Genomic DNA, 25060 nt, shown 5'->3' on the forward strand with positions numbered 1-25060 from the left:
TCCCGGGTCGCGCTTCCGCCTTCGCTGGCTTAGCTTCGGCGGACAAGTCGCTTGCCCGGGACGACGCGTGGAGAGTGGTCGACCGGTCAGCTGTTCATTGGCCAGATCGCCTCGGAGACGGCGGCCTGTTCCGGGAAGATCGTGACGAAATTCTTCGCGGAATATTGCAGCAGCACCGGATCGGCGAAGTTGTTCTGCCCCATCTCGTCGAACTTGACCCGCCGCCACGGCATGATGGTGACATCGCCGGGCATGTCGGTCGCGACCAGCGCCTCGCGGATCTTTTCGCCGTCGGTCGACTTGGCGCGGTTGACGGCATCGGCCATGATGATGAGGCCCATGAACTGGCGCGACGTGTAGTCGTTGAAGTCCTTGCCGGACTTGGCGCGGTACATTTCGTTGATCAAACCGACCATCGGCCGCTTCTGCGCCAGGTCGAGCGAGAAGCTGCCGCGCGAGATCACGCCCTCGAGCTTGTCGCCGACGGCATCATAGGTCGCCTTCTCCGAGAAGCCGGCGTCCTGCGCCATGATGTTCTTCGGCTTGTAGCCGAGCTCCGCCATGGTCTTGACCAAGAGGATCGAGTCGGTGGTGTAGCTCGACGGCATCAGCACGTCGGCATTGGCCGCCTTGAGCTGCTGCACCTCGGCGGTCAGCGACGGCGAGTTGGCGCGATACTTGATGTCGGCCACGATCTTGTAGCCGCGATCGGCCGCGAGCTTGGTCTGGGCGTTCGCCGAATCGGTGCCGAAGATGGTGTCCTCGTGGAACAGCGCCAGGGTCTCGATCTTCTGGCCCTTCTTCTTCATCGCATCGAAGAAGTCGAACATCGCAGCCGAGAACATCTCGTCATGCGGCGAGGCGCGGAAATAGTACTTCAGGCCGCGGCGGTGCAGGCTCGGCGAGGAATTGTCGGCCGAGATGAACGGAACGCCGTAGCGCTCGCAGGTCTGGCTGACGGTGACGGCGACCGCGCTCTGATAGGTGCCGACGACGGCGCAGACCTTCTCCTGGGTGATCAGGCGCTCGGTCTCGGCGCGGCCCTTCTGCGGATCGGCCTGGTGGTCGGCGAACACCAGCTTGACCTTGGCGCCGCCGAGGCCGGACAGGCCCTCGCCCTTGGCGAGCGGCAGCGCGAAATCGTAGTTCTTGTTGATGATGTCGGCCGCGGTGTTGAAGGCATGCTGCGCATCGACGCCGATCGCGGCACTGGAGCCGGACAGCGGATAGATCACGCCGATGGCCACTTCGCTTGTCTGCGCGCGCGCGGCGATCGGACCGAGCGCGGCGGCGGCGGTGGCACCCAGCAATACGTTACGGCGAGAGATCGTCATCGAAATTTCCCCTTCAGCTTTGTTCTTATCGATGTGACGCTTGTAGCGCGCAGTAAAGCCTCAATGAATTGCACGAATTGCCTATTCAGAGCACAGCGAGCTGCCTGTTCCTGAGATCGGTCACCAGCATCAGCCCCGGCGCATGCGTGATCGCGAACGGCAGCTTCGCAGCTGCGATCACCGATTGCGGCGTCACGCCACAAGCCCAGAACACCGGGATCTCGTCATCGGCCACCGGCACCGCATCGCCATAATCGGGCTTGGTGATATCCTTGATGCCGATCGCATGCGGATGGCCGAGATGCACCGGCGCGCCGTGCACCGACGGAAAGCGCGACGTGATCTGCACCGCGCGGATCGCATCCGCCGGCTTGAACGGGCGCATCGACACCACCATGGGTCCTTCGAACGGCCCCGACGGCTTGCAGGCGATATTGGTCCGGTACATTGGCACACGCAGGTTGCGCTCAATGTGACGGATCGGCAGCCCGTCATCCAGCAGCGCCTCCTCGAACGAATAGGAGCAGCCGAGCACGAAGGTGACGAGGTCGTCGCGCCAGTATTTGGTGATGTCGGTCGGCTCGTCCACCACCTCGCCGTCGCGCCAGACCCGGTAGCGCGGCACGTCGGTGCGGATGTCGAGGTCGAGGCCGAGCGCCGGGATCCTGAAATCGCCGACGTCGGACATGCCGATGATCGGGCACGGCTTCGGATTGAGCTGGCAGAAGCGGTGGAAGGCGCCGGCGAGCTTCTCCGGCAGGATCGCGAGATTGCCCTGGACGAAGCCGTTGGCGAGACCGGCCGTGGTCGCCGAGGCCATGCCGCCACGGCAGGCGCGCCGCGCTTCGACGCTCGCCAGCCCCGGTTCCCCTTGAGATCGCTGCACTGCCGCAAAAACAGTCATGGGATTCTCCTGCCCATAATCTCGACAAGGACAAACCAACACCAAGCGTGATATAATGTCTAATCGTCCTTTCTAATCAAAATCGATAATTAGAATTTATCGATCGGGAAAATGCTTCCATGACGGACTTCCGCTCGATCGAAACCTTCCTCTGGGTCGTCAAGCTCGGCAGCTTCCGCGGCGCCGCCCAGCGGCTCAACACCACCCAGCCGGCGATCTCCCAGCGCATTGCCCAGCTCGAGCGCGAGATGGGCGTCAAACTGCTCAACCGCGACCACCGGGTGGCCTCGCCGACGCCGAGCGGGCGGCTGATGCTGATCTACGCAGAGAAACTGATCGGCCTGCGCTCGGAGATGATGGCCGAGGTCGGCGACCGTTCGGCGATGCGCGGCGCGCTGCGGCTCGGTGTCGCGGAGACCATCGTGCACACTTGGCTGCCGCGGCTGGTCAAGAGCGTCAACGAGATCTACCCGAACCTGTCGCTGGAGATCGAGGTCGACATCACACCGAACCTGACGCCGCGGCTGCTGGCGCAGGAGATCGAGCTCGCCTTCGTGCTCGGACCGGTCTCCGCCTCCGGCGCGCACAACCATGTGCTGTGCGATTATCCGATCGGCTTCCTGGCGAGCCCGTCGCTCGGCCTCGGCGACGGCCCGGTGGCGCGGCAGGACCTGGCGCGGTTTCCGATCATCACCTTTCCGCGCAAGACCCAGCCCTACGAGACCGTGCGCGCCTTGTTCAACGCACCCGATCTGCCGCCGATCCGGCTGCACGCCTCGACCTCGCTCGCGACCGTGATCCACATGGCCAATGAAGGCCTTGGCATTGCGGTGATTCCGTCGGCAATCGTCGAGAACGAATTGTCCGACGGGCGCTTGCAACTGCTCGACACCGACCTCAAGCTGCCGCCGCTCACCTTCACCGCGAGCTGGCTCGCCTCGCCCGATGCGGTCGCCATCGAGCGCGTCGCCCATCTCGCCCGACAGATCGCACAGGCGAGCGTGGCGGTTGACGACGCGAGAGTAGCGCGTCATTGAACGAGTGCCGGATAATCAAAACGTCATTCCGGGGCGATGCGTCAGCATCGAACCCGGAATCTCGAGATTCCGGGTTCGGCTCTTCAAGCCACCCCGGAATGATAGCTGAAATGGACTGACGACATGAGCCGAGCCGCCACCAACCTGCAGATCGATTCCGCCCGCCTCTGGGGCACCATCCACGAAACCGCGCAGTTCGGTGCAACAAAGAAGGGCGGCGTGCGGCGGCTGACCTTGAGCGCCGAGGACAAGCAGGTGCGCGACTGGTTCCGCAAGGCTTGCGAGGACGCCGGCCTGGACGTGCATGTCGATGCGCTCGGCTCGATGTTCGGCCTGCGCAAGGGCCGGGACATGTCGAAACCGCCGATCGGCGTCGGCTCGCATCTCGACACCCAGCCGACCGGTGGCAAATATGACGGCATCCTCGGCACCCTCGCCGGGCTCGAACTGGTGCGCACCTTGAACGATGCCGGGATCGAGACCGAGCTGCCGATCTGCATCTGCAACTGGACCAACGAGGAAGGCTCGCGCTTTGCGCCGGCGATGATGGCCTCGGCCGCCTATGTCGGCGATTTCACCACCGACGACATCCTGTCGCGCAAGGACGCCGAGGGCGTCACGGTGGCGCAGGCGCTGGACTCGATCGGCTATCGCGGCGACGCCCCGGTCGGCCGACAGAAATTCTCGGGCTTCGTCGAGCTGCATATCGAGCAGGGCCCGATCCTGGAGGCCGAGGGCAAGACCATCGGCGTGGTCGATTCGGGCCAGGGCGTGCTGTGGTACGATGGCAAGATCGTGGGCTTCGAGAGCCATGCCGGCTCGACCCCGATGCCGCTGCGCCGCGACGCGCTGGCGACGCTGTCGGAGATCGTGCTGGCGATGGAGAGCATCGCCAGGAAACACGGCCCGAAGGCGGTCGGCACCATCGGCGAGGCCGTGATCGCATCGCCCTCGCGCAACGTCATCCCCGGCGAGATCGCCTTCACGGTGGATTGCCGCAGCGCCGATGCAGGGATCATGGATGCGCTGGACCGCGACCTGCGCGCCGCGGTCGCCGAGATCGCAGCAAAGCGCAAGGTCGAGGTCCAGCTCGACCTGGTCTGGCGCAAGGCGCCGACGCATTTCGATTCGAAACTGGTCGACGCGGTCGAGAATGCGGCAACGCAGCTCGGCTATTCGCATCGCCGCATCACCTCGGGTGCCGGCCATGATGCCTGCAACCTCAACACGGTGATGCCGGCCGCGATGGTGTTCGTGCCCTGCAAGGACGGCATCAGCCACAACGAACTGGAAGACGCCACGCAGGCCGATTGCGCCGCCGGCGCCAACGTCCTGATGCATACGGTGCTGGCGCTCGCCGGCGTCGCATCCTGATCTTCATACCCCCTTCGATGGAGGCTTTCGTGCGCGCAGTGTTTGTCGACGCCAATGAATCGCTCGCTGTCATCACCGAGCGCCTGGAAAAACCCGGCGATCCCAAGATGCGGATCAACCGCAATCCCGACATCAAGCCCGAGGACTATCCGGCGGTGCTCGACGGCGCCGAGATCGCGGTGGTCGATCACACCGCGTTGCCGACCGACGTTGCGAAGAAATGCGCCGGCCTGAAGCATGTCGTGTTCCTCGGCACCGGCGCGCGCAGCTACATGAACCCGGAAGAGCTCGCCGACCTCGGCATCGCCGTGCACCTGATCAAGGGCTATGGCGACACCGCGGTCGCGGAGTCCGCGATCGCGCTGATGTGGTCGTCGGCGCGGGTGATCGCGCAGATGGACCGCGAGATGCGCGCCGGCAACTGGCTGCGCGAAGACGGCATGCAGCTCACCGGCAAGACGCTTGGCCTGGTCGGCTTCGGCGGCATCGCGGCCGAGGTCGCCCGCATCGCGCACGGCAGCGGCATGAAGGTGATCGCCTGGAACCGATCGCCCAAGAGCCATCCCGGCGTCGAATTCACCGATCTCGACACGGTGCTGGCGACCAGCGACGTAGTCTCGCTCCATCTGCTCTTGAACGACGAGACCCGCGGGATGATCACGCGCGACAAGATCGCGAAGATGAAGCAGGGCGTGGTGCTGATCAACACCGCCCGCGGCGCCATCGTCGACGAGCAGGCGATGATCGATGCGCTCAACTCAGGCCACATCCGCCACGCCGGCCTCGACGTCTACAACATCGAACCGCTGCCGAAGGATCATCCGCTGACCAAAATCCCGAACGTGACGCTGTCGGCGCACTCCGCCTTCCGCACGCCGGAGGCGAGCGAGAACCTGATCCACGCGGCATGGCAGCATTGCCGGCGGATCGTGAAGGGGTGACCTCTTTCCTTCTCCCCTTGTGGGAGAAGGTGGCGCGGACGAAGTCCGCGACGGATGAGGGGTCTGCATCCGCGGAGAGAACCCCTCACCCGGCTTCGATGCTTCCGCATCGAAGCCACCCTCTCCCACAAGGGGAGAGGGCGAAAGCCCCTAATCCACCATCTCCGCGACGGCCTTGCCGCACGCCGTGGTGTCGGCATTGCCGCCGAGATCGCGCGTGCGCAGCGTGCGTTCGCCGAGCGTGCGTTCGATCGCGCCGACGATGGCATCCGCGGCCTGCTTCTCGCCGAGGTGCTCCAGCATCATTGCGCCCGACCAGATCATGCCGATCGGGTTGGCGATGCCCTGCCCCGCGATATCAGGCGCCGAGCCGTGCACCGGCTCGAACACCGAGGGGAAATCGCCTTCCGGATTGATGTTGCCCGACGGCGCGATGCCGATGGTGCCGGTGCAGGCCGGGCCGAGGTCGGAGAGGATGTCCCCGAACAGGTTGGAGCCGACCACGACGTCGAACCAATCCGGATGCAGCACGAAGTTCGCGGTCAGGATGTCGATGTGGTACTTGTCCCACTTCACGCCGGGATACTTCTTGGCCATCGCCTCCACGCGCTCGTCCCAATAGGGCATGGTGATGGAGATGCCGTTCGACTTGGTCGCCGAGGTCAGGTGCTTCTTCGGCCGCGACTGCGCGAGATCAAAGGCGAACTTCAGGATGCGGTCGACGCCGATGCGTGTCATCACGGTCTGCTGGGTGACGAATTCGCGGTCGGTATCCGGGAACATGCGACCGCCGACCGAGGAGTATTCACCCTCGGTGTTCTCGCGCACCACCCAGAAATCGATGTCGCCGGGCTTGCGGTTCGCCAGCGGCGACGGCACGCCAGGCATCAGCCGCACCGGGCGCAAATTGACGTACTGGTCGAACTCGCGGCGGAACTTGATCAGCGAGCCCCACAGCGAGATGTGGTCCGGGATTTTGGCCGGCCAACCGACCGCGCCGAAATAGATCGCGTCGTGCTTGCCGATCTTGTCCTTCCAGTCGGCCGGCATCATCTCGCCGTGCTTCTCGTAATAGTCGTAGGAGGCGAAATCGAAATGATCGAACTTGACGTCGACGCCGTGCTTTTTCGCCGCCGCCTCGATCACGCGCAGGCCCTCCGGCATCACTTCCTTGCCGATGCCGTCGCCGGGGATGACCGCAATCCGGTACTGCTTCTTGCTGCTCATCGAGAACACCCTTGTGATTTGCCCGGCCGGCAATGCCGCCTATCCTGATCGCCCTGCAATGGACCAAACTTCGCGCGAGCGCAACGCTGCAGTGCAGTGTTGACCGCGGCGCGACCCTGCCCACCAATTTCGCCGACACCCACTCCTCAACCCAAAGCGAGACATCCCATGGATCTGCATCTGCGCGGCAAGCGTGTCCTGATCACCGGCGCCTCCAAGGGCATTGGCGCGGCCGCCGCCGAAGCCTTTGCCGAGGAAGGCGCCAATCTGCTGCTCGCCGCCCGCAACGGCGACCAGCTCAAGGCGCTCGCCGAGCGGCTGCGTTCCGCGCACCAGATCGACGCCGCGATCAGCGTGGTGGACCTGCGCAAGCCTGAGGACCTCGCGCGGCTGGCCAAGGAGGCCGCCGATATCGATATCCTGGTCAACAATGCCGGCGACATCCCGGGCGGCTCGATCGACAAGATCGACGAGGCGACCTGGCGGCATGCCTGGGAGCTCAAGGTGTTCGGCTACATCAATCTGACGCGCGCGGTCTACGCCCGGATGAAGGCGCGCGGCGGCGGCGTGATCGTCAACGACATCGGCGCGGCCGGCGAGAAGTTCGACGCCAATTACATCTGCGGCAGCGCCGGCAATGCGGCGCTGATGTCGTTCACCCGCGCGCTCGGCGGCAAGAGCCTCGCCGACAATATCCGCGTGGTCGGCATCAACCCCGGCCCCGTCGGCACCGACCGCCACGTCACCCTGCTCAAGACCCGCGCCAAGAACCAGTTCGGCGACGAGAACCGCTACAAGGAATTCCAGAAGGGGCTACCGCTCGGCCGTCCCGCGCATGCACGCGAGATCGGCGACCTGATGGCGTTCCTCGCCTCTGATCGCGCGGGCTACACGTCAGGCGTGATCTACACGGTCGATGGCGGGCTGACGTCGGGGTGGGGTTAGCAGCGCAGCCTGCTCGGTCGTCATCCTGGGGAGCCTGCGAAGCAGGCGTCTCGAAGGATGCGCCACGGGCCACGTCGTCCTTCGAGGCTCGCAAGAGCTCACTCCTGCAGCGACAAAGGCAAGGCCTTTGCGCGGGGATGACGTGGGTTAAGGAGGCCGTTTGCAACCTCGGCGGTTTCCACTTTCCGACAAAATGGACTACAGCATCACGAACAGAAGACTTCCAGCAAACGGAGACAGGCACATGGCTGATCAGGGCTTGGTGAAGGAAACGGCGTGTGCCGTCGTCGACAAACTGAAAGCCGGTGACGTCACGCCGCTCGATCTGCTGGACGTGCTGGAAAGGCGCATCGCCGAGGTCGACGGCAAGGTCAACGCGCTGCCAACACTGTGCTTCGACCGCGCCCGCGCCCATGCCAAGGCCCTGATGCAGAAGCCGGCCGGCGAACGCGGCCTGCTCGCGGGCCTTCCCGTTCCGATCAAGGACCTCACCGCCGTCTCCGGCGTGCTGACCACGCTGGGCTCGCCGATCTTCAAGGACAACGTCCCGGCGAAATCCGACATCCTGGTCGAGCGTCTCGAACAGAACGGCGGCGTGATCTACGCCAAGTCGAACACGCCGGAATTCGGCGCCGGTGCCAACACCTTCAATGAAGTGTTCGGCCCGACCCGCAATCCCTGGGACACGTCGCGCTCGGCGGCCGGCTCCTCCGGCGGCGCCGCTGCGGCGCTCGCCAGCGGCACCGCGTGGCTCGCGCACGGCTCCGACATGGGCGGCAGCCTGCGCAACCCGGCGAGCTTCTGCGGCGTCGTCGGCTTGCGGCCCTCGATCGGCCGCGTCGCGCACACCCCGAAATTCGGCATCGACCGCACCCTCGGCGTGCAGGGGCCGATGGCGCGCAATGTCGAGGATCTGGCGTTGCTGCTCGACGCGATGAGCGGCGAGCATGCCGCCGATCCGCTGTCGCTGCCGGCGCTGTCGACGTCCTTCCTGTCGGCCACGCGTTCGGGCAACAAGCCGACGCGCATCGCCTATTCGCCCGATCTCGGCATCACGCCCGTCGATCCGGAGGTCAAGGCCGTGACGCGCAAGGCAGCGGAGCGGTTCGCAGAAGCCGGCGCGATCGTCGAGGAGGCCCATCCCGATCTGCGCGAGGCCCATGAATGCTTCCACGTGCTGCGCGCGTTCGATTTCGCGATCAGCAAGGCCGAATTGCTGCGAACCAAGCGCGATTTGCTGAAGCCTGAGGTGATCTGGAACATCGAAGCGGGGCTGAAGCTCACCGTCGAGAAGCTCGAGCGCGCCGAGGCCCAGCGCGTCGCGATGACGCAGCGTGCGCTCGAATTCTTCGAGACCTACGATCTGCTGCTGGCACCCGCGACCATCGTGCCGCCATTCCCGGTCGAGCACCGCTATGTGGCCGAGTGCGACGGCAAGACATTCGACAATTACGTCGAATGGCTCGGCATCGTCTATGCGATCACGCTGGCCTGCTGCCCGGCGCTGTCGCTGCCCTGCGGCTTCACCGCATCGGGCCTGCCGGTCGGCCTGCAGATGGTGGCCAAGCCGCGCGCCGAGGCGCAGCTTCTGGCCGGCGCGAAAGTGCTGGAGGATATTTTGGGCGTGCGCGGCACCACCCCGATCGATCCGCGGCCGCCGCGATAAGGCGGCCTACGCCTGGTCTTCCGTCGCCTGCAACGCGACCGACAGCGCGAGCTTGGTCTGCTCGACGATCTCGTCCATCAGCTCCTCGCGGCTGATCTGGCCGACTTCGCCGGTGAGCAGGCCCTGCTCGGCAAGCATCACGATGCCGTGCAACCCGGCCCAGATCTTCAGCGCCTGCCGCTCGCGCAACAGCCCCACCGCCGGAGCCTCGAACGACTCGATCAGCAGCGCCAAGGTTTCCATCGCGGCAACGTGCAGCTCGCTGCCGACCGGCGCGCAGGCCATGGTTCTGGACGCGAACATCAACCGGTAGATGCCATGGCGCTCGAGCCCGAAGGCCAGCGCAGCCTGCGCAAAGCGTGACAGTTTCGAGCCTTTGCCGGGCTGCTCGATCGCCGCACGCATGATCACGTTGAACTGCCGGAACGCTTCCGCGGTGACCGCCTGCAGCAGCGCCTCACGGTCGGCGAAGTGCCGGTACGGCGCCGGCTGCGAGACGCCGAGCTGCTTGGCCAGCGCCTTGATGCTGATTGCTTCGGGACCACCGAGCTCGACCTCGCGCAGCGCCGCCTGAATCAGCGCTTCGCGGAGGTCGCCATGGTGGTAGGTCTTGAATGGCTTGCGAACGATTTGTCCCATTGCGGCAAATGATCGTGGGCTGCGAAGTGAGTGTTGGCAAGGACAGGGTAGCGAAATCAAAGACTTACGTCACTCACTTATTTTGAGAATACGAAGCCGATTCGCGAAGCTGCCCGGGCTGCCTCCAGCAAGATTTGCCGTGGCTCTGAATGGATCTTGCGCCCAAAACATCGGCGACTGTGCGATCCGCCCCGCCTTTCTCTGTAGCAGTTTCGGATGTTGCCGGCTTCGCTTGCTGATCCAGGTGATGGATGTCGCAAACAGGGTGAGCGCCGCGATCCCCGCAGCGCTCACCACGAACTGCGCCGCGATGCCGTCGGACACCTTGATGAGATACAGATTCGCCAGGAGGGAGAGCACGACGGCCGCACAATAGGTTTCGAGCGAACGCTCGCCGCAACGAATTGCGCCTTTCGGGCCGGTCAAGCCAAATCCGCGCCAATTCGTCGGCACGAACCTCGCCACACGATGGCGATCGCCAGGAAATGCAGCAGCCGCAACGGGTCCAGATTCGGCTTGTCGATCGGATAGATCAACCGCTCGATGCTGCCGGGAATCGCGGCCGCCAGTGGAGCGATCTCCCAGCTTCGCAGCAGCGTATGCGCGACGACTGAAGCCCACCCGTCGCGACGGCTGACATCGCTGTAGCTCAGTGCACAGGTCACGCCGGATACGAACATGAAGACTTCGGTCGCATCGCTGAAGCCATAGTGGCGCAGGGTCAACCAGCTGAAGGCGTTGCTGGGAATGTGATCGAGGAAGACGCACCAGAGTGCAAGACCTCGGCACAGATCCAGCCGGAGATCGCGGTCCAGCGCCGCACTGTCGCGCCTCCCCTGATAAAGGGTCAGCGATGCGGAATGCTGGCGGGAATTCCCGCCGGTCGAGCGACCGGTCATACGGTCAGAAAGCATTGGACTGTTACCAGCCCTCCTCGAGCTGCCCCTCGGGGGCAATTACGTCTCTCATCACTGGCATGTCAGCGGAATGCACGACCGTCCGGTTGATAAATATCAACAACGCTCATCCTTTCCGGGATTTAGCTCAACGTGACTAGCTCGAGCCGGAGGATCTACGCCGTGCGCGTAAGGGAGATCATGTCACGGAACGTCATCACGATCGATGCCGATGCACCGGTGAGCGACGCCATCAGGACGATGCTGTCCCACCACATCGGTGGCCTTCCCGTCACCGATCGGAATGGCACGCTCATCGGCATGCTGTCGGACGGAGATTTCATTCGGCGCGTCGAACTTGGAACGGAGAAGCGTCGCGGCCGCTGGCTGGCCGTGCTCGCAGGCACGAGCCAAGTCGCACTCGACTTCGCCCGCCAGCATGGCCGCAAGGTTAATGAGATCATGTCGCCCGATCCGATCACCGTCGACGAGAACATGCCGCTTGAGCAAGTCGTTCAACTCATGGAATCGCACGGCGTCACGCGGTTTCCGGTCATGCGCGACAAAAGCCTGGTCGGGATGGTGACGCGCACGGACTTCATGACCGCGATCGCGGACCTTCGTCTCGAACGGCTCTCCGCTTCCGTCAACGACGATCAGATTCGCGCGGCGGTGATTGCAGCACTCGCACATGCGCCCTGGCGGCCCGCGGCGCTGAACGTCAGCGTTCAAGACGGGATCGTCAGCTTGCGCGGCGACATCCGCAGCGACAATGCGCGCAAGGCTGCGACCGTCGCGGCCGAGAACGTTGCGGGTGTGAAGCGGGTCGAAGACCTTCTGACGAAGATCGCTTACCCACCGCCGGAAGACGATTATGGCGGCGGCGACTTCGTCTCATTGCAGGAAGAGCCTTCGACAGAGGATGATCGGCCCTTGTAGAGCCAATAGCGCCTGCCTCGCGCCGCCGGACTCGGCGTTCGGTTGCCAGCAGGATAGATTGCGGCGTCTGCAAGACCAGTAGCGCCGTGGCTTGCAGTGGCCTTGATGAGGATCAATCAGGGACGCGTCCGCCTTCATGCGTATGTGGCCGCGAGCGATCGGGCTGCCACCTGCGGCCGCGGCAAGACGGCTATCCGGATCGCCCTTGGCCGCTACTTCTGCTGGATGCGGTTCAAATAATCGATCACGGCGAGGATGCGCGTTCGCACAACGACCTCCCGCAATTCCCGCGATGGATCGAGCGCATCGTAGGCCGGATCGACGGTGTGAGGCACGTTCACGATGGGGTTGAATCGTTCCCCCCAGATCGGCATCTCATGCGGACCGTGAGCGGAAATTTTCTTCCGTCCGTCTATGCTTTGATAGACCGCACTGGTCGGAAAGACACCGTTGTTGCTCTTGGTCAAGGTCGTCAGATCGGCCGGCGGCACCTTCAGCAATTCGCTGACCGGTCCCTTACCCTTTCCATCCACGCCATGGCAGTTTGCGCACGACGCGTGAAATTCTGCCTTGCCGACATCGGCGTCTTCAGCGTGAACGGGCGCAGCGAAAGCAGCGGTCAGACCGGCAAACATCAGCGACTTAAGGCAACGGGTCACCATGGTGCGCCCCCGGTTTTCGGATGAATCTGTCTAGCTTTGTTGGGTTTCCTTCAGCTTGACGCAGATCAACAGACCTTGCGTGCGTACCTTGCGGCGCAACCAGCCAGCCGGCTCCTTGGCAACTGCGTGCGCAACGCCGCGGCAACGAGCGCGCTCGTCGCCGCGGCGAGCAACTCGTCGGGCGTTGACGCCACCGTCAACGGTGAGACCGGCGCCATTGATCGAGCCGGCTTCGGGACCGGCAACAAACGCGACCAGAGCAGCGAGGTCGTCGGCCTTGCCGTAGCGCTTGATAGCCGTGCGCGCGCGTTGCGCCTCGGCTTGCTCGCCATTAGCCGGGTTCATGTCGGTGGTGGTGGAGCCGGGATGGACGATATTGACAGTGATGCCGCGGCCGCCGCCCTCGCCGCCTGGGGGCCGCTTACTGCACCGACGCCGACGGCGCATTAGAGGAATCGCTTCTCCCTGCGGCATCTGCCATCCTATGGCGCGGCCGTCGCCGGATACGCCGTGGTCTACCGCGAATTTTCGCTTGACGGCAAAGCGGGACGATAATGTAATATGCTATAACTTGGTGAGCCGGCATTCCGGCCGCCCAAGCAAGCTAGAACTTGCATCATGTAGAACGAGGAACCCGGCGCGTTTCAGCGCGCCAGAGCCGAGGGGAGAGTGCTTGCATGTCCAAGCTCAGAATCCGCGTCGACCAGGACAAATGCCAGGGTCACGCCCGCTGCAAATCGCTCGCCCCCGAACTGTTCGAGCTCGACGAATACGGCAACGCCCATGAGGTCGGCGACGGGACCGTCCCGGCCGGGCTCGAGGACAAGGCCTGGCTCGCGCAGACCAACTGCCCGGAAATCGCGATCGAAGTCACCGAGGAATAGCAGCCGGCAGGGACGGCCGCGCGCCTCCCGTTGCGCCGACCCGCGTCTGATCGAACGAGAAGGAAACGAGCCGATGTCCGATTCCCCGTCCGCAAGCTATCTGCCCGAGCATCCCCCGGTCACCGACTGGGTCCATGATTTCGACCATACCGATCCGGTCTGGACCGACGACCCGTTCCCGATCTGGGAAACGCTGCGCGCGGCCTCGCCCGTGGTGCACACCGAGCGCTTCCTCGGCTGCTACATGCCGACCACCTATCAGGCGGTGAAGGAGATCGCCTACGACACCGAGCACTTCTCCTCGCGCCGCGTCATCGTGCGCGACGTCCGCCCCGAAATCACCGCCCGCGCGCCGCCGATCACCTCCGACCCACCTGAGCACAAGCCCGCCAAGCAGGTGCTGCTGCCGCCGTTCACGCCGGACGCGATGAAGCGGCTGGAGCCGCGGGTGCGCGCGATCTGCAACGAGCTGATCGACGAGTTCATCGCCGATGGAAGTTGCGATGCCGCAGCGCGCTACACCAAGCACATCCCGGTGCGCGCCATCGCGCACATGCTGGGAATCCCCGAGAAGGACGGCGACCTCTTCATCAAATGGATCCACCAGATCCTCGAGCTCGGCATCAAGAGCGAAGAGGAGATGATGAACGGCGTCCGCGAGATGACCGGCTATTTCATGGCCCATCTCGAGCAACGCAAGCGCGAGCCGGGCGACGACCTGATCTCGCAGCTGCTGCGGGCCAAGGGCCCCGGCGGGCAGCCGCTCACCGACGAGCACGTGCTCGGCTCGCTGCGGCTGCTGCTGATCGCCGGCATCGACACCACCTGGAGCGCAATCGGCTCCTCGCTCTGGCATCTCGCCAGGACGCCGGCCGATAGGGAGCGCCTGATTGCGGAGCCGGCGCTGATCCCGACCGCGATCGAGGAATTCCTGCGCGCCTATTCGCCGGTCACGATGGCGCGCGAGGTGATAAAGGAGACCACGATCTCCGGCTGCCCGGTGAAGGCCGGCAACATGGTGCTGCTGTCCTTCCCGGCGGCCAACCGCGACCCGGCCATGTTCCCTGATGCGGACAAGGTGGTGATCGACCGCAAGGAGAACCGCCACGCCGCCTTCGGCCTCGGCATCCACCGCTGCGTCGGTTCCAACCTGGCGCGGATGGAGATGCAGGTGGCGGTCGAGGAATGGCTGAAGCGGATTCCGGACTTCCGCCTCGACCCGGCCGGCAAGGTCACCTGGTCGGAAGGCACAGTGCGCGGCCCGCGTCAATTGCCCATCCTGTTCGGCAAGAACGCCTAAAGGGACAGGACAGCAGTTACATCGCAGCACGCAAATGGGATAGGTTGCCCCGGAATCGAGCCAGAGAATCCGGGGAGGCCTGCCAATGTCCGAACAAACCGCTCAACCCGCGAGCGATCATCTCGACATCCATGACGTCGAGCGGCGGGTGAAGGCGATCTTCATCGGTTCGGTCGGCAATCTCGTCGAGTGGTACGACTTCTACGCCTACACCGCGTTCGCGCTGTATTTCGCGCCGGCGTTCTTCCCGCACAGCGACCCGGTGGTGCAGCAGCTCAATGCAGCGGTGCTGTTCGCCGCGACCTTCCTGATGCGCCCGCTCGGCGGCTGGCTGTTCGGCTTCATCGCCGACCGCTACGGCCGGCGGCTGTCGTTGACCTTGTCGGTGGTCTGCATGTGCTTCGGCTCGCTGATCATCGCGGTGACGCCGACCTATGCCACGATCGGCCTTGCGGCGCCGGCGATCCTGGCGCTCGCCCGCGTCATCGAAGGCCTGAGCCTCGGCGGCGAATACGGTGCCAGCGCCACCTATCTCAGCGAGGTCGCCGATCCCAAGCATCGCGGCTTCTACTCGAGCTTCCAGTACGTCACGCTGATCGGCGGCCAGCTCACTGCGATCATCGTGCTCCTGTTGCTGCAAAAAGTGTTCCTGACCCCGGACGAGCTGAAGGCCTGGGGCTGGCGGATTCCATTCGTAATCGGTGCCCTGCTCGCGATCTTCGCCGCGGTGATGCGGCGCGGCCTGCACGAGACCGAAGCGTTCGAAGAGGCCAAGAAAGTCTCCAAGCCGACCGGCTCGATCGTCGGCCTGCTGAACTATCCCCGCGAATTGCTGCTGGTGGTCGGCCTCACCGCCGGCGGCACCGCGGCGTTCTATACTTTCACCACCTACATGCAGACCTTCGTGAAGCTCTCGGTCGGCCTCACCGAGGACCAGACCACCTTCGTGATCTTCGGCTCGCTGATCTTCGCAACCTTCCTGCAGCCGATCTATGGCGCGCTGTCCGACCGCATCGGCCGCAAGCCGCTGTTGATCTTCTTCGGCGTTGTCGGCACCATCGCCACTGTCCCCATCCTGACCGCGCTGAAGGACACCAAGTCGCCGTTCATCGCCTTCCTGCTGATCTGCGGCGCCTGGATCTTCGTCGCCGGCTACACCTCGATCAATGCGATCGTGAAGGCCGAACTGTTCCCGACTAACGTCCGCGCGCTCGGCGTCGGCCTGCCCTACGCCATCACGGTGTCGATCTTCGGCGGTACCGCGCCCGCGGTCGCGCTCTATTTCAAGAGCATCGGGCACGAGGACTGGTTCTATTATTATCTCAGCGGCATGATCTTCCTGTCGCTGTTGATCTACTCGACAATGCGCGACACCAAGCACGAATCCGCGATGCATCGCCACGAATGACGGCCCGACGCCATGAGCAACGACACCGACCCGCCCGAGAGCAAGCTGACCCGCAGCAAGCAGCGCTGGGCGCGCGAAGGCAAATTCCTGACCGGCAGGATCACCCGGCCGGAGGACCAGCGCCTGCCGCCGGGACAGCATCTGACCAAGGACTGGCCGGTGCTCGATCTCGGGCTGCTGCCGAACGTCACGCGGGAGCGCTGGCGGCTCGACGTCTACGGCGCGGTCGAGCAGACGATCTACTGGGACTGGCCGCAATTCACGGCGCAGCCGCAGACCCAATTCGTCTCCGACATCCACTGCGTCACCACCTGGTCGCGCTACGACAACCAGTGGGAGGGGCTCGCGACCCGCGACCTGCTCGCGGTGTGCCAGCCGCGCGAGGACGCGCGCTTCGTGGTGCTGCATTCCTATGACGGCTATACGACGAACCTGCCGCTCGAGGACTTTGCCGCCGAGGACGCGCTGCTGGCCCATAGCTGGTCGGGCCAGCCGCTGGAGCAGGAGCATGGCGGTCCGGTGCGGCTGGTGGTGCCGCATCTCTATTTCTGGAAGAGCGCCAAATGGCTGCAGCGCATCGAATTCCTGACCGATGACGCGCCGGGCTTCTGGGAGGAGCGCGGCTATCACAATCGCGGTGATCCCTGGGCCGAACAGCGCTATTCTGGCGACTGACAGCCACCAATAATGATGGAGCCTGCCCGTGCCGCATGAACGCTTTCAATTCACCGGTGTGGGCGGCCATCAACTGGCCGCAGCACTTGATACGCCGGATGGCCCGATCAAGGCCTATGCGCTGTTCGCGCATTGCTTCACCTGCGGCAAGGATGTACTGGCGGCGAAGCGCATCGCGACAGCGCTTGCCGCCAAGGGCATTGCCACGCTGCGCTTCGACTTCACCGGCCTCGGCTCGAGCGAAGGCGATTTCGCCAACTCGACCTTCTCGTCGAACGTTGCCGACCTGGTCCGCGCCGCCGATCATCTGCGCGAAACGCGCAAGGCGCCGGCGATCCTGATCGGCCACAGCCTCGGCGGCGCCGCGATCCTCGCGGCCGCAGGCCGGATCCCCGAGGCGAAGGCGGTCGCCACCATCGCCGCGCCGTCCGATCCGGTCCATGTCACGCATCTCTTCAAGGACCGGATCGAGGACATCCGCGCGCAGGGCGAAGGCGAAGTGTCGCTCGCCGGCCGCCCGTTCCGCATCAAACGCGAATTCCTCGACGACGTCGCCGAGCAGAAACTGATGGCGCAGGTCAAGACGCTGCACAAGGCGCTGCTGATCATGCACTCGCCGACCGACGATACCGTCAGCATCGACAACGCCACCAACATCTTCATCGCGGCCAAGCACCCGAAGAGCTTCGTCTCGCTTGCGGGCGCCGATCATCTCCTGAGCGGCAAGCAGGACGCCGCCTATGTCGCCGACGTGATCGGGGCCTGGGCGGAACGCTATGTCGATCTCGCGGCTCAGCCCGCGGCCGACACCGGCAGCGCGCCGCGCAACGTCGTGGTGCAGGAGACCCGCAACGGCAAGTTCCAGCAGATCGTCACCACCGGTCCGCACCGGTTGACCGCCGACGAGCCGGTCAGCGTCGGCGGCGATGACAGCGGTCCCGGACCGTACGACTTCCTGCTCACCGGGCTCGGCGCCTGCACCTCGATGACGATGCGGATGTATGCCGACCGCAAGTCGCTGCCGGTCGATCGCATCACCGTGACGCTCCAGCACAACAAGATCTACGCCAAGGATTGCGAGGAATGCGAGACGCGCGAGGGCATGCTCGACCAGATCGAGCGCGTCATCAGGATCGAGGGCAACCTCGATGCCGACCAGCGCAAGCGGTTGATGGAGATCGCCGACAAATGCCCGGTGCACAAGACGCTGACGTCGGAGGTGCGGATCGTCACCAAGGCGGCGGAGTGAGCCTGCGCGGACAAAATATCGAAAACAACCCCATGCAAAGGAGCCGGCGGCCGGCGGCCGCCGGCGTTCGACAAGGTCGCTTGACACGTCGGGCAACTCAGCAGTATATTTCTAATATTCCGAATTTGCGCGAACATCCCTCGCCGTCTACCCACGCGCCGCCCGCTTGCCGGTCAGGCAGTTCGCCATGGTCCGCACCGCGGCGCCGATCTCGTTTTCGCGCCAGGCGGCAAAGCCGAGCAACAGGCCGTGGTCGCGCGGCCGCTGCAGCGCGAGGCTCGACAGCGCGCGCACCTCGACGCCGGCGGCCACCAGCCGCGAGACCGCATTCTGGTCCGCGGCGCCATCCTTGAAACGGGCGATCAGTTGCATTCCGCCCGGCGGGACCTCGGCGGTGAGCACCGGCGCAAGCTGCCGCGCCAACGCTGCGGCGAGATGGTCGCGGCGCGCGCGGTAGATCCGCCGCATCCGCCTGACATGCGCCAGGAAATGCCCGTCGGCCATGAAGTCGGTCAATGCCTCCTGAACGTGGACGGACGCGATCAATCCGAGGTGGCGCTGCGCGATCTCCATCGTCTGCGCCAATGATGGCGGCACCACCAGATAGCCGATCCGGATGTCGGCGGTCATCGCTTTTGCAAACGTGCCGAGATAGAGCACGCGGCCCTCACGATCGAGCCCCTGCAGCGCCGGCATCGGACGGCTGTCATAATGAAACTCGCCGTCGTAATCGTCCTCGACGATCCAGGTCTTGCCGGGCTCGGCCGCCGCGAGCAGTTCGGTGCGGCGTGCAACCGGCATCACCCGCCCGGTCGGGTGTTGATGCGACGGCGTCGTGAAGATGAGCTTCGGCGCACGCGCCTCGCGCATCCGCATCATGCCCCATGGATCGAGCCTGACGCCGACGACGTCGGCACCTGCCGCGCGAAACGCCGCCGCGGCGCCGGGATAACCGGGATCCTCGGTCCACACCGCATCGCCGGGCGCGATGACGGTCGCGGCGATCAACGTCAGCGCCGCCTGCGCGGCCGGCAGGATCAGGATATGATCTGCCTCGGCGTGCACGCCGCGGCTCACCTCGAGGTAATCGCGCAAGGCCTCGCGCAGGCTCGGCCGGTTGACGACGGTCTGGTCGTTGAAGCGGCGGCGCAGCGCGCTGCGGCGCAGGCAGCGCGCCCAGATCTCGTGCGGAAATTCGCGCGCATCCGCCAGCCCGGAACGCAGCGGCCGGAACTTCGCCTGGTACGACAGCGGCCAATCCGTGTCGGAGAGCTGCAAGGCCCAGGGCGACAATAGCGGTTTGCGGACCGTCTCGCGCCGCGGCGCAGCTACAGGCTTGGCGAAGCGCGCCTCGATATCGTCTGATACCACCGGCCGCCGCCGCGCGGCGACACGCAGATAGCCCTCGGCCGCGAGCTGCTCATAGGCGTGCGTCACCGTGTTGCGCGACACGTCGAGCTCGGCCGACAGCGTGCGGCTCGACGGCAGCACAGCGCCGCTCCTGATCCGGCCGCTTGCCATCAGCGCACGCATCTGCTGGGTCAGCTGCGCAGTCAACCCGGCATCGTCAGTCCGCTTCAGGTCGAGCAGTTCGGCGAGGATCAATCTGGCTCCTTGGTTCTATCCAATCTGGCTCTTTCGAGAGAGCCAGCCTGATCCTATTCACAGGGGGTATCGCCCGCAAGGATTCTGTCGTGGACCAGTCACTCTCCCCTGCCAAGGCCGCCGCCCTGTTCATCGTCGTGGTGCTGGCGTGGGGCATCAACTGGTCGGTGACGAAATCGCTGGTCGAGGCGGTGCCGCCGCTGTGGACTGCATCGATCCGCAGCTGGGTCGCCCTGGTCGCGCTGCTGGTGATCCTGCGCGCCAGCGGCAATCTGATCATTCCGCGGATCGCCGATGTGCCGGTCGTGCTCAGCGTGGCGCTGCTGCACATGACGTTCTTCTCGACGCTCGTCGCCGCCGGCCTGCGCTATCTGCCGGCCAGCAAGGGCATCGTGCTGGGCTACACCACGCCGCTCTGGGTCGCGCTCGCCGCCGGCGCCGCGCGAACCGAGCGGCTCGGCGCACTGAAACTCGTCGGCGTCGCGTCGGGGCTCGCCGGGCTCTGCGTCATCCTCAACCCGGCATCCTTGGACTGGAGCAATCTGCACGTGATCGCCGGCGCCGGCATGATCATCCTCGCCGCGATCTGCTGGGCCGCCAACATCATCTATATCCGGTCGCACCGCTGGATCGCGACGCCGTTGCAGCTCCTGCTGTGGCAGGTGCTGGTCGCAACGCTGGTGCTGACCATCACGGCGCTGGTCACCGAGGGCGTGCCCACGGTGACATGGTCGCCGCACCTCGTGCTGCTGTTCCTCTATTCCGGCTTCATCGGCACGGCGCTGGCCTATTGGGCGATGTCTGTCGTCAACAAGAGCCTGCCGGCGCTGACCACCTCGCTCGGCACGACGGGGACCCCGATCGTCGGTATCCTGACCGCGGCGCTGCTGCTCGGCGAACCGATCGATCTCTCGCTGGCGATCGCCGCGGCCCTGATCGTCGGCGGCATCGCGCTGAGCTCGCTCGCGGATGCGCCGGCGCGGGCCTAGAGCAGGACGAAGTTAAGTTGAGACGGTTTGACCTCGGACTTACACTTAATGCGGTACCTTACCCGTCCGTCGGATTCGACGGGCATTTGCTGTACGATGGTGTAATTCGCAGGCGGTTCAGTTCCCGTACGTCCTTGTCGCCCTGCGGTTGGTGGCGAACGTCTTCATTGAGCTTATACGCATAGGACATGTGTTTACCTCACGGTTTCTGCTGCTCCAACGGGGCTGGAATGCACCCCCTTGCTTCCGGAGCCTGACGCGCTCACGTGCGGACCATTTTTGCCTTGGCGGGTTCGCTAATCCTCGAGTATAGATTTTGTAGCGTCGAATATCTGTTCAGCGGTGCCCTTGATGGTACCCTTCGCCCACGCTTGAAACACAGCGACGTAGGCGTTCCTGTAAGCCTCTTCATCTGCAGAAAAGTAGACTTCGTCGGTAGCGGTATCCAAGACGAGTGCTCCTATATCGATGCAGATTTCCTCGACTAAGACCAGCCGCTCTTCCTGCTCGGCCAGATGCCGCTTTACAATGCTCATTTGATCTCCTGCTTTGCTCTTAACTTACCACGTCTGTCGAATTGCACGGCCGCCCAATCCACTCTCGAAAGGGTTCTTGAAGAGTTTGGAAAGGTCGCATTGGGCGAGGCAGCGAAATAAACAGGAAAGGCATCCCTGGCAGCGGAGGTAACTCCGCAGTCTGCATGCATCGCTCGTGGTTCAGCTCTTCGAACAGTCTTTGCTGTCTTTCGCCAGGGATCGAAACTACGTGTCAGCGGTCCAGCGATCTGAGGCTGCCGCTAGTATTAACGTCATGCTTAGGTTGGCTTGACGATTGCAGTTCAGGCCAAATTGTCGGCTCTTCTCTCGGCAACTACGCGCAATGATTTTGACGGGAAGCCACCGACGAGCTTACTTGGGTATTGCTTTGACTGGATTCCATCAAAAACCCCGCCCCCAAAGATTTGGGAACGGGGCATGACCACAAGCTCTGCCAGTACATCCGTGGCGAGAGCGACAGGTCTGTCGTACTCTTACTTAAGCAGCAGCACGAAGATTGTCAGCGGCGGACTTGCCCGTACGACGGTCTGCGACGACGTCATAAGACACCGTCTGACCTTCGCTGAGAGTGCCCATGCCGGCGCGTTCGACCGCGCTGATGTGAACAAAAACGTCGCTGCTGCCGTTTGACGGCTGAATAAAGCCGAAGCCTTTTTGGCTGTTAAACCACTTCACTGTACCTGTGTTCATCAGGTCGTCCTTTCGTATACGCGCAGGATCTGACGCGCAGAGTTGCGGCCAGTGTCCGAGTTCGTCGATGTTGGAGAATGTCTGAAACGTGCGCGCCGTCAGGAACTGAGGCGAAAGCGGAACAGTTGTTCGGCCAGTATCGATGCTTGAGAGACTACACCAACGGTTGAGAGAGTACAATAAGAAATCCAATAGCGCTTTTCACAAGAGTGGTGGTTTGCTCCGAACATGGTAATTGATGGACCTTGGTGCCCGGAAATATGGCGGCTCCTCCTCTGCACAGCAAAAGGACAAAGCGTCGGTCGGGCCGGCGGCTCCAAATGCTTCCGCGAGCTTCACTTTTTGCGCACTTTGCTGCATAGTTCGGCATGGCAAAGGTAAAAGTGAGTTTCAAACCAGTCCGTAACTCTGAAGGCGACTGGGCTATCATCGCCGAGTACGCAGGCGCAGAACCCCGAGAAATCAAGGGTTTCACAAGCAAGACGGAAATTGACGATTGGATGAATGGAGAGCGTCGGATCGCGTGGCTCCGATCCCAAGGTTACGCGAAGTGACTTGATGACTCCTTCCTCCAAATATCTTCGCAGGGCGATACGGCCCTGATCGATGAGTGCAAGGAATCGAGCAATGACCGAACGGAAACGCTCCGCCCAGCAGCAGGTAGCCGACGAGGCGGACCGCAAGGCGCAAAACCCAAACGGTGCGCGGCAAAGGATTGCAGACAGTCAGGCCGATCCAGAGTTCCAAGAAAACCACAGACGTCTCAGAGCGGAGCGGATAGCGCGAGAGGTCGGGGGCAAGGCCGGCCGGTGAGGCGTTTTAAAGTCTTATTCCGGGATGTTCTTTCCCCTTAAGCGATCAGCGTTCATCTGCCATTTGTCTGTCGGCTTTCTTCTCGAGAGACTCGCCCAACACTAGCAGTGTTGAGTAGAGCTGTTGCGACATACCTGGTGTTGCGGCACTCGCTTTATTTCCTCTCGCATTGCCATGGCTATTCCCGCAGTGCCTTCGTGATCGGAGCTAAGACAGAAGAGACTTCGTGGCTGGAGCTCAGGTGCAAGTCGATGTTATTTGCGGCGATCCCGCTCGATCCGGTTGGCAGCCGCGAGCTTTCCCTCAATGTACTGTTCTAGATCACCAACCTTCTTCTCGATGGCCTCTCGCGTGATGTTTTGATTCTTGGCGCCATCAACGAGCCGCTCAACCAGTACGTCCACGCTTTGGGAAGCGCCTGGTGTCCCGTATTCTTCCGCAGCGTGAACGCTATTCTCGATCCAAAAATCAATGTACTCGCGGGTCTTCGTTAGCATATGAAGTCTTTGCCAGCACCGAATTGAGCTCACTGTGGAGCGTAACCACATGCCGAATTGGGAGCAAGGCGGACACCCCACACGTCGGTTACAGGCTATTCCAGCCTCAGCGGCCTAGTTCGATTTTCGCAGTGGCTGCTTCGCCTTTTGGGCGCATAAATTGGCATGCTCGATTCTTATAACCGATCCTGTCGATGTGGCGCGGTCTATAGCCGAACCGAGGCGATGGCCCTGGGTCGGCAGCTTCGAATGCTCGGTTTGCGGCGCGACGATAGAATCGTGGAACGCCGCTTGGGTTCCAACCTACAGGTTGATTGGCGGGCCCGTCCCACCGCCCCGAACTAGCAACTAGCGACGCGCTGCAGCATTGGCCGGTGATGGCAGAGTCTTTCGGCAATTCGTTCACTCTCGTTGAGGTGACCTCAGACGACGCGCCGCGGCCGACGAGGCAGATGTGGTTAGCCTTGGCCAAGCCAAATCAGGCCCTGACGCTGGTCCTTGCGGCTGTTCCCGAAGGCTGGACGGCGGAAGTTGTACCAGCTGTTCTCACGGAAAAGCAGCAAAGGATGTTCGAGGAACTCAACCTTGAACCCGGCGATGTTTACAGGATCGCTCCAGAGTAAGGCATCCTCGGTGGGCGCGCGGCGTCTGCTACCTACTCCAGGCCGAACAAGGCTGAGGCTATTGCGATGTCGGCTATGCGGGTGGATCGGACGCGGGGTCCTGCTTCCCTCGACCGCCGCTTGTGGCCCCTGAGCCGACAAACGATCAGCGGGTTTCTACCGCTACAGTTTCCACAGCACCTTCCATTGGCTATTTTTCAGCTTATGCTTAACCAACTAGATGACCAATTCCGTGGAGTTGAAAATGGCTTCGCCAATTCGAATTGGTGCAATTCTGATCGCTACTGCCGTTCTCGCACCAGCGCATGCAATGGCACAAACGCTTCCTCCTAGTAATCTGCCAACGAAGGAGCAACTTGCGAACGACAATAATCTCTTCATCTCTTTGGCAAAAAAGGTGCTGAAGTGGGAAGAGCCGGCCGAACCCGTCAGGATCGTCGGGCCGATCTACTTCGTGGGCACAAAGGGGTTGGGGGTTTTCCTGTTCACCACATCCGAGGGCCACGTCCTGATGAACACTGGAATGCCGTCCTCCGGTCCGATGATCGTGGACTCGATCCGGAAGCTCGGATTCAAGCCCGAAGATATCAAGTTGATGATCAACGGCCACGCACACATCGATCATGCGGGCGCCTTCGCCTTCATGAAGAAGCTGACGGGGGCGCAGTTGGCCGTCATGAAGGACGATGTCGCGGCGATGGAGAGCGGCGACAAGGACGATTTCAAGTACGCGAACGACTTCGCCTACGAAGGCGTGAAGGTCGATCGGGTGCTGCGCGATGGCGACCAGATCAGGATGGGCGACGTCCTGCTTACTGCCTATCACACGCCGGGCCACACGCGGGGAGCGACCACCTGGATCGCCAACCTGGTCGTCGACGGCAAGGCCTATATCGTGGCCTTCCCCGACGGCGCCGGGTTCAACCCCGGCTACCGCGTGGCGAAGGACCCTTCGTACCCCGGCATCGAGGACGACTACCGCAACACCCACCACGCGCTCGAGATGATCAAGCCGGACATATGGCTCGCTCAGCACAACGAGTATTACGACCTCGAAGGCAAGCGGAAGCGGGCGGAGACCGAGGGCGTGAAGGCCTGGATCGACCCGGAGGGCTACAGGCGCTTTGTCGCAGGGAAGAAGCGCGCGTTCGAGGACGAGGTCGACGAGGAGCTGGGCGCCCCCAAGGCAGCCGCGAAGTAGGGAGT

At 63.4% G+C, this 25060-nt stretch carries 23 protein-coding genes and 2 pseudogenes; 14 read left to right on the forward strand and 11 right to left on the reverse strand.

Annotated features, from left to right (window positions below; translation table 11 throughout):
* Positions 1-86 precede the first annotated feature (86 nt).
* A complete protein-coding gene (locus ACTUWL_RS05125; RefSeq protein ID WP_021076198.1) occupies positions 87-1334 on the reverse strand; it encodes an ABC transporter substrate-binding protein in 1248 nt (415 codons plus the stop codon).
* Positions 1335-1419: 85 nt separating this feature from the next.
* Positions 1420-2238 carry a putative hydro-lyase gene (locus tag ACTUWL_RS05130; RefSeq protein WP_021076199.1) on the reverse strand — a complete coding sequence of 273 codons (819 nt, stop codon included), beginning with the start codon at positions 2236-2238 and terminating at the stop codon, positions 1420-1422.
* Positions 2239-2357: 119 nt separating this feature from the next.
* On the opposite strand from ACTUWL_RS05130, the gene ACTUWL_RS05135 reads away from it, so the two are divergent.
* From ACTUWL_RS05135 to ACTUWL_RS05145, 3 genes are all read left to right on the forward strand, one after another.
* On the forward strand, positions 2358-3275 hold the full coding sequence (locus ACTUWL_RS05135) for a LysR family transcriptional regulator (protein WP_021076200.1): 918 nt from the start codon (positions 2358-2360) through the stop codon (positions 3273-3275).
* 123 nt (positions 3276-3398) lie between these two features.
* Positions 3399-4649: a Zn-dependent hydrolase gene (locus tag ACTUWL_RS05140; RefSeq protein WP_021076201.1), complete on the forward strand. Its 1251-nt coding sequence runs from the start codon at positions 3399-3401 to the stop codon at positions 4647-4649.
* 29 nt (positions 4650-4678) lie between these two features.
* Positions 4679-5590 carry an NAD(P)-dependent oxidoreductase gene (locus ACTUWL_RS05145; RefSeq protein ID WP_021076202.1) on the forward strand — a complete coding sequence of 304 codons (912 nt, stop codon included), beginning with the start codon at positions 4679-4681 and terminating at the stop codon, positions 5588-5590.
* Positions 5591-5740: 150 nt separating this feature from the next.
* Here ACTUWL_RS05145 and ACTUWL_RS05150 read toward each other — a convergent pair whose 3' ends face one another.
* A complete protein-coding gene (locus ACTUWL_RS05150; RefSeq protein WP_021076203.1) occupies positions 5741-6817 on the reverse strand; it encodes a tartrate dehydrogenase in 1077 nt (358 codons plus the stop codon).
* A gap of 168 nt (positions 6818-6985) precedes the next feature.
* On the opposite strand from ACTUWL_RS05150, the gene ACTUWL_RS05155 reads away from it, so the two are divergent.
* Together ACTUWL_RS05155 and ACTUWL_RS05160 are read left to right on the forward strand one after the other, a co-directional pair.
* On the forward strand, positions 6986-7762 hold the full coding sequence (locus ACTUWL_RS05155; RefSeq protein ID WP_021076204.1) for an SDR family oxidoreductase: 777 nt from the start codon (positions 6986-6988) through the stop codon (positions 7760-7762).
* Positions 7763-8006: 244 nt separating this feature from the next.
* Positions 8007-9428 carry an amidase gene (locus tag ACTUWL_RS05160; RefSeq protein ID WP_021076205.1) on the forward strand — a complete coding sequence of 474 codons (1422 nt, stop codon included), beginning with the start codon at positions 8007-8009 and terminating at the stop codon, positions 9426-9428.
* Between the two features lie 6 nt (positions 9429-9434).
* On the opposite strand, the gene ACTUWL_RS05165 is transcribed toward ACTUWL_RS05160, so the two are convergent.
* Positions 9435-10067, reverse strand: a complete 633-nt coding sequence (locus ACTUWL_RS05165) for a TetR/AcrR family transcriptional regulator (RefSeq protein ID WP_021076206.1) — start codon at positions 10065-10067, stop codon at positions 9435-9437.
* Positions 10068-10136: 69 nt separating this feature from the next.
* Positions 10137-10981: pseudogene (gene opgC / locus ACTUWL_RS05170) on the reverse strand (OpgC domain-containing protein).
* 165 nt (positions 10982-11146) lie between these two features.
* On the opposite strand from opgC, the gene ACTUWL_RS05175 reads away from it, so the two are divergent.
* Positions 11147-11902, forward strand: coding sequence for a CBS domain-containing protein (locus ACTUWL_RS05175; RefSeq protein WP_021076209.1), 756 nt, complete (start codon positions 11147-11149; stop codon positions 11900-11902).
* 212 nt (positions 11903-12114) lie between these two features.
* Here the strand turns inward: ACTUWL_RS05175 and ACTUWL_RS05180 are convergent, their stop codons facing one another.
* Positions 12115-12564: a c-type cytochrome gene (locus tag ACTUWL_RS05180; protein WP_021076210.1), complete on the reverse strand. Its 450-nt coding sequence runs from the start codon at positions 12562-12564 to the stop codon at positions 12115-12117.
* Between the two features lie 180 nt (positions 12565-12744).
* Positions 12745-12963, reverse strand: a pseudogene (locus ACTUWL_RS05185) (SDR family oxidoreductase); the annotation flags it as partial.
* 278 nt (positions 12964-13241) lie between these two features.
* Between ACTUWL_RS05185 and ACTUWL_RS05190 the strand changes: the two are divergent.
* From ACTUWL_RS05190 to ACTUWL_RS05210, 5 genes are all read left to right on the forward strand, one after another.
* The gene (locus ACTUWL_RS05190) at positions 13242-13448 is read left to right on the forward strand and encodes a ferredoxin (protein WP_016842874.1); all 207 of its coding nucleotides are present in this window, start codon (positions 13242-13244) and stop codon (positions 13446-13448) included.
* Positions 13449-13521: 73 nt separating this feature from the next.
* Entirely contained in the window at positions 13522-14748 is a 1227-nt protein-coding gene (locus tag ACTUWL_RS05195) for a cytochrome P450 (RefSeq protein WP_021076212.1), read from the forward strand.
* An 85-nt stretch (positions 14749-14833) separates the two neighbouring features.
* Positions 14834-16156 carry an MFS transporter gene (locus ACTUWL_RS05200; protein WP_021076213.1) on the forward strand — a complete coding sequence of 441 codons (1323 nt, stop codon included), beginning with the start codon at positions 14834-14836 and terminating at the stop codon, positions 16154-16156.
* 12 nt (positions 16157-16168) lie between these two features.
* On the forward strand, positions 16169-16831 hold the full coding sequence (locus ACTUWL_RS05205) for a sulfite oxidase-like oxidoreductase (RefSeq protein WP_021076214.1): 663 nt from the start codon (positions 16169-16171) through the stop codon (positions 16829-16831).
* Positions 16832-16859: 28 nt separating this feature from the next.
* Positions 16860-18080 (forward strand): bifunctional alpha/beta hydrolase/OsmC family protein, encoded by a 1221-nt coding sequence (locus tag ACTUWL_RS05210; RefSeq protein ID WP_021076215.1) that lies wholly within the window; start codon positions 16860-16862, stop codon positions 18078-18080.
* Positions 18081-18227: 147 nt separating this feature from the next.
* On the opposite strand, the gene pdxR is transcribed toward ACTUWL_RS05210, so the two are convergent.
* Positions 18228-19685, reverse strand: coding sequence for a MocR-like pyridoxine biosynthesis transcription factor PdxR (gene pdxR / locus ACTUWL_RS05215; protein ID WP_021076216.1), 1458 nt, complete (start codon positions 19683-19685; stop codon positions 18228-18230).
* 89 nt (positions 19686-19774) lie between these two features.
* Between pdxR and ACTUWL_RS05220 the strand changes: the two genes are divergently transcribed.
* Entirely contained in the window at positions 19775-20674 is a 900-nt protein-coding gene (locus ACTUWL_RS05220) for a DMT family transporter (RefSeq protein WP_021076217.1), read from the forward strand.
* A gap of 296 nt (positions 20675-20970) precedes the next feature.
* Here the strand turns inward: ACTUWL_RS05220 and ACTUWL_RS05225 are convergent, their stop codons facing one another.
* From ACTUWL_RS05225 to ACTUWL_RS05235, 3 genes are all read right to left on the reverse strand, one after another.
* On the reverse strand, positions 20971-21210 hold the full coding sequence (locus tag ACTUWL_RS05225) for a hypothetical protein (protein ID WP_021076219.1): 240 nt from the start codon (positions 21208-21210) through the stop codon (positions 20971-20973).
* Positions 21211-21708: 498 nt separating this feature from the next.
* The gene (locus ACTUWL_RS05230; RefSeq protein ID WP_021076220.1) at positions 21709-21921 is read right to left on the reverse strand and encodes a cold-shock protein; all 213 of its coding nucleotides are present in this window, start codon (positions 21919-21921) and stop codon (positions 21709-21711) included.
* Between the two features lie 1067 nt (positions 21922-22988).
* Positions 22989-23231 carry a hypothetical protein gene (locus ACTUWL_RS05235; protein ID WP_035649628.1) on the reverse strand — a complete coding sequence of 81 codons (243 nt, stop codon included), beginning with the start codon at positions 23229-23231 and terminating at the stop codon, positions 22989-22991.
* Between the two features lie 377 nt (positions 23232-23608).
* Between ACTUWL_RS05235 and ACTUWL_RS05240 the strand changes: the two genes are divergently transcribed.
* A complete protein-coding gene (locus ACTUWL_RS05240) occupies positions 23609-23854 on the forward strand; it encodes a hypothetical protein (RefSeq protein ID WP_035649629.1) in 246 nt (81 codons plus the stop codon).
* 244 nt (positions 23855-24098) lie between these two features.
* Positions 24099-25055 carry a subclass B3 metallo-beta-lactamase gene (gene bla / locus ACTUWL_RS05245; RefSeq protein ID WP_021076221.1) on the forward strand — a complete coding sequence of 319 codons (957 nt, stop codon included), beginning with the start codon at positions 24099-24101 and terminating at the stop codon, positions 25053-25055.
* The last annotated feature ends 5 nt before the right edge of the window (positions 25056-25060 follow it).

The sequence above is a fragment of the Bradyrhizobium sp. WCU1 genome (assembly GCF_053474805.1).